We start from the raw sequence: 5,279 nt of genomic DNA, 5'->3' as shown, positions 1-5,279 counted from the left end.
TCTATCTATTCTTTGGATTATTTGGTTCATTTTTAAGTAAATATAACTACTACGAACAGCACACACAAGAAATATTTTTAAGTCCTATAAAAGGATTTTCAAAAGGATATTATCTAGGTACTGATTCATTAGGTAGAGATATTTATTCAAGAGTTATACAAGGTATAAAAATTTCATTACAACTTTCCATAATAGTTGCTAGTATATGTGTAATCATCGGAAGTATATATGGTTCAATATCTGCATATTTTGGAGGTATAATAGATACTATAATGGTTAGAATTATTGAAATCGTTTTATCAATCCCGTCAATGATATACATAATATTATTAATGGTTGTTTTAGGAAATAGTATAAAAACAATAATTATAGCTTTAGCTCTTACAAGATGGTTAGGTTATGCCCTACTTGTTAGAGGTGAGGTATTAAAAATTAAAGAAAATGAATATGTACTTGCATCTCATGCCTTAGGAGCTAATTTCTGGTGGATAATAAAGAAACATTTATTACCTAATACTTTAAGTATAATAATAGTTAGACTTACTATGGATATTCCTTCAATAATATTCTCAGAAGCTTTCTTAAGCTTTATAGGACTTGGAGTGCCTATCCCACAAGCTTCTCTTGGTAATTTAGTTTCTGATGGATTTAAAGAAATTACTACACATTCATATATGTTCTTGATACCAGCAATAGCTATATCATTAATTACTTTATCTTTTAATATTATAGGTGATGCTATGTCAGATGCACTAAATCCTAAATTAAGAGATTAACGGAAAGGAGAAAATTATGAGTTTATTAAAAGTTAATAATTTAAGTGTTTCCTTTAATACTTATGCAGGTGAAGTTAAAGCTTTAAGAGATATTAGTTTTGAAGTTAATAGAGGTGAAACTCTTGCAATAGTTGGAGAATCTGGAAGTGGTAAATCAGTTACTGTTCAAAGTATTATGAGACTTCTACCAACACCTCCTGCTGAATTTAAAAGCGGTGAAATATTATTTGATGGTGTTGATATACTTAAATTAAGCGAAAAAGAAATGAGAGAATATAGAGGTGGAAGAATAGGTATGATATTTCAAGATCCTATGACTTCACTAAATCCTGTTATGAAAATAGGAGATCAAATAATGGAAGGTATATTAATACATAAAAAAATAAGCAAAGCTGAAGCAAAAAAGAAAGCTTTGGAAATGCTTGAAAAAGTTGGTATACCTAAACCAGAAGAGAGATTTAATCAATATCCACATCAATTTTCAGGTGGTATGCGTCAAAGAGTTGTAATAGCTATAGCTCTTGCGTGTGAACCAGACCTATTGATATGTGATGAGCCTACTACGGCACTAGATGTTACAATTCAAGCACAAATACTTGAATTAATTAATAAATTGAAAAAAGAATTAAACATCGCAGTTATACTTATAACTCACGATTTAGGAGTTGTTGCTGAAACATCAGATAGAGTAATTGTAATGTATGCTGGTGAAAAATTAGAAGAAGCACCTGTTAAGCAAATATTCAAAGATGCTAAACATCCTTATACTTGGGGATTATTAAAATCACTTCCTCATTTAGATATGGATTCTAATACTGCACTATTTTCTATACCAGGAACACCACCTAATCTACTTAATCCACCAGTTGGTGATCCTTTTGCAGCAAGATCTGAATTTTCTATGAAAATAGATTATGAAAAAAAACCACCTATGGTTGATCTTGGTAATGGACACTTTGTTAAGTCATGGATATATGTAGATGGTGCACCTGATATGAAGTTTAATCCTAATGGAACTATAACACTAACATTTCCTGATGGAAGACGTGAAACAGTTGAAACAACTAAAAGTAAAAAAGGTATAAAATTTGCAAATATAGGGGAGGCTAAATAATGTATATAGAAATTAAACATTTAAAAAAATACTTCCCATTAGGTGGAGATAAAGTATTAAAAGCAGTAGATGATGTTACATTAGATGTAAAAAAAGGTGAAGTTTTATCTGTTGTTGGAGAATCTGGAAGTGGTAAAACTACTTTTGGAAGAACGCTTGCAAACTTGTACAAGAAAAATTTTGGTGAAATAATTATTGAAGGTAAAAAAATAGAAGACTTTACAAATTTAGAATTAACAAAAAAAATTCAAATGATATTTCAAGATCCACAAGCTAGTCTTAATCCTCGTATGACAGTAGGAGAAATAATATCTGAGGGTATGGTAATACATAAAATGTATAAAAATAGTGATGAAATGAGAGAAAAAGTTTATGAATTATTAGAACTAGTTGGACTTAATAGGGAACATATAAACAGATTCCCACACGAATTTAGTGGAGGGCAAAGACAAAGAATAGGAATTGCTCGTGCTCTTGCACTTGAACCTGAAATATTAATTTGTGATGAACCTATATCAGCCTTAGATGTTTCAATTCAAGCACAAGTTGTAAACTTATTAAAAGATTTACAAAAAGAAAAAGGATTAACTATGATATTTATAGCACACGATTTATCAATGGTTAAATATATATCAGATAGAGTTGCTGTAATGTTTAGAGGTAAAATTGTAGAACTTGGAAGTCCTGATGAAGTATATAATAACCCACAACATATATATACTAAGTCTTTAATATCAGCTGTTCCTATACCTGATCCAGAATATGTTAAATCTGAAAAAATTGTTATGGATGAAAAATATTTAAGATCACCAATAGGTACTATGTCTGAATTAAAAAATATTGAAGAAAATTCAGGATTAATAAAATTAAATGATAATCATTATGTAGAAAAAAATTACGATAAATTATAGGAGGAAATTAAATGAAAAAATTATTAATCGCTTTTATGATGGCATTTGTGATTTTTAGCTGTGGTTCTAGCTCAGCTAATAAACAAATTGTTATAAATTTAAATGAAGAAGGATCAACGATGGATACTACACTTATGACAAGTCAAGTTGCTGGTACCATTTCATCTTTCTTAAATGAAGGATTAACTAAAGTTAATCCAGAAACAAAAGTTGTAGAACCTGCTCTTGCTGAAAAATGGGAAGTAAGTGAAGATGGTTTAGAATGGACTATTCATCTTAAAGATGGATTAAAATGGTCTGATGGTTCTGATTTAACAGCTAATGATTTCAAATATGCTTGGTTAAGAGCACTTGATCCAAATGTTGCTTCTGAATATGCATATATGTTATTCCCAATTAAAAATGGAGAAAAATTTAATTCAGGAAAAGCTAGTAGTGATGAAGTTGGAATAGAAGTTATTGATGCAAAGACATTAAAAGTTACTCTTGAAAATCCTACACCTTACTTTGATACATTACTTGGATTTGCTACATACTATCCAGTAAATCAAAAGTTTGTTGAAGAAAAAGGAGATACTTATGCTCTTGAAGCAGATACTCTAATTTCATCAGGTGCTTATGTTGTTAAAAGTTGGGAACACAATTCTTCAATGATACTTGAAAAAAATCCTAATTACTACAATAAAGACAAAATTGATATTGATACAGTAGTAATTAAATTTATTAAAGATTCAGCTTCAGCTTTAAATGCTTTCAAAAATGATGAAGTAGATCTTCTTGAAATTACTCAGGAACAATATCCAGAATTTAAAGATAATAAAAATGTTGATTTAGTTGATACAGCTCAAGTATGGTATTTATCATTTAACACTACTAATGATGTACTTAAAAATGCAAAAGTAAGAAAAGCTTTATTACAAGCTATTGATAAAGAAACTATAGTTTCATCTTTATTTAATAATATTAATAAGCCAGTATATAACTTTGTTCCAAGTGGTGTTGGTATAAACGGAACTGATGGTAAAGACTTTACAGAACAAGTTGGAACACTTGGTGCTAAATTTAATCCAGATGAAGCTAAACAATTATTAGCTGAAGGATTAAAAGAATTAGGATTACAATCTATGCCTAAAATATCTATAATTGTAAATGATGGTGGACTTAATAAGAAAATAGCAGAAACTTTACAAGAAAACTTCAGAGTAAACTTAGGAATAGAAGTTGATGTTGAATTAATTGCTTTCAAAGAAAGATTACAAAGAATGCATAACGCAAACTATGATATAGCTCTTGCAGGATGGAGTGCTGATTATTTAGATCCTATGACTTACCTAGATTTATTTGTTTCAAATTCTGGTAATAATCACGGTAAATATTCAAACCCTCAATATGATGCTTTAATTAAAGAAGCTAAAACTACAAATGATCCTAATAAGAGATTTGAAGCATTTAAGAAAGCAGAAGAAATAATTGCAAAAGATGTACCTATAGCACCTTTATTCCAAAAGAAAAATATATTCTTAACTAATAAAGATAAAGTAGATGGTATTAAGTTCCCAACATTTGGAACACAATATGATGTAAGTAATGTTAAGGTTAAATAATGTAAAATGGATTGGCTTTTTGCCAATCCATTTTTTAATTTTCTTCTTTTTGTTCAGATATATTAATATACATAGATATATCATCTTTTCTTAATGATTCTGGAGGTAACTTTAAAACATCTACATTAAATATTCTATTAAAATATCTTATTTCTAATTGATCTCCATCTTTAACTGAATAAAGTGCTTTTTTTACATCACCATTTACCTTTACTCTTCCTAAATCACAAAGTTCATTTGCGATTGTTCTCCTTTTAATTATTCTTGTTACTTTCAAAAATTTATCAAGTCTCATTTTTTTCCTCTTTCTACATTATTCATTACTCTTGCTACTGCTAATATATATGAATTAACTCTAGTATCTTTAATATTTTTATATGCTAAAGCTAAAAATTCTTTAGTCGTTAAATTTATACCTTTTTGTTTTAATCTATTTATGCTATCTAAAGTTTTATCTTTTATTTGTGCCTCATTTTCAACTACAATACTTGATATATATTGTATTATTTTTTCATCTTCACTTGTAAAATTAACTGATGAACTTGAAACTCTCTTAGTTAATTTATTTATAAGTTGGATAGATTTTTTTTCTTCAGTCACATTATTTACTTTATTTTCCATATTTATAGATTCTGAATTTACAATGTTATTTATTTTTTCTTTTTTCTTATCATCTATTTTTTTAGGAATTTCCACTATTACTTTATCAGATTTATTATTAATAACTTGTTTTTCTTGAGATTCCTTCTTTTTTTCTATTTTCTCTTTTTCAACTTTATTTTCTATAATTTCTTTATGTATATCTTCTTTTTTCTTGTCATCTATTTTTTTAGGAATTTCTACTATTACTTTATCAGATTTATTATTAATAACT

6 protein-coding genes are annotated in these 5,279 nt (G+C 28.0%); 4 read left to right on the top strand and 2 right to left on the bottom strand.

What is annotated here, in order from left to right:
* The 4 genes from ACWYO2_RS04735 to ACWYO2_RS04720 all read left to right on the top strand — a co-directional run.
* The coding region (locus tag ACWYO2_RS04735; protein ID WP_455515343.1) for an ABC transporter permease at positions 1 to 776 on the top strand (776 nt) is incomplete at its 5' end.
* Between the two features lie 16 nt (positions 777 to 792).
* Complete coding sequence (locus ACWYO2_RS04730) at positions 793 to 1,890, top strand: ABC transporter ATP-binding protein (RefSeq protein ID WP_455515342.1); 1,098 nt, start codon at positions 793 to 795, stop codon at positions 1,888 to 1,890.
* Entirely contained in the window at positions 1,890 to 2,801 is a 912-nt protein-coding gene (locus tag ACWYO2_RS04725; RefSeq protein ID WP_455515341.1) for an ABC transporter ATP-binding protein, read from the top strand. Before ACWYO2_RS04730 ends, ACWYO2_RS04725 begins: the two co-directional genes overlap by 1 nt.
* A gap of 11 nt (positions 2,802 to 2,812) precedes the next feature.
* Complete coding sequence (locus ACWYO2_RS04720; protein WP_455515340.1) at positions 2,813 to 4,405, top strand: peptide ABC transporter substrate-binding protein; 1,593 nt, start codon at positions 2,813 to 2,815, stop codon at positions 4,403 to 4,405.
* Positions 4,406 to 4,439: 34 nt separating this feature from the next.
* On the opposite strand, the gene ACWYO2_RS04715 is transcribed toward ACWYO2_RS04720, so the two are convergent.
* On the bottom strand, positions 4,440 to 4,700 hold the full coding sequence (locus ACWYO2_RS04715) for an RNA-binding S4 domain-containing protein (protein WP_455515339.1): 261 nt from the start codon (positions 4,698 to 4,700) through the stop codon (positions 4,440 to 4,442).
* A partial coding sequence (locus ACWYO2_RS04710) for a hypothetical protein (RefSeq protein ID WP_455515338.1) occupies positions 4,697 to 5,279 on the bottom strand: 583 nt, incomplete at its 5' end. The genes ACWYO2_RS04715 and ACWYO2_RS04710, both read right to left, overlap by 4 nt.

Source organism: Pseudostreptobacillus sp., assembly GCF_977040545.1.
The sequence above is the reverse complement of the archived record's forward strand: the minus strand, read 5'-3'. Positions and strand labels throughout refer to the sequence as shown.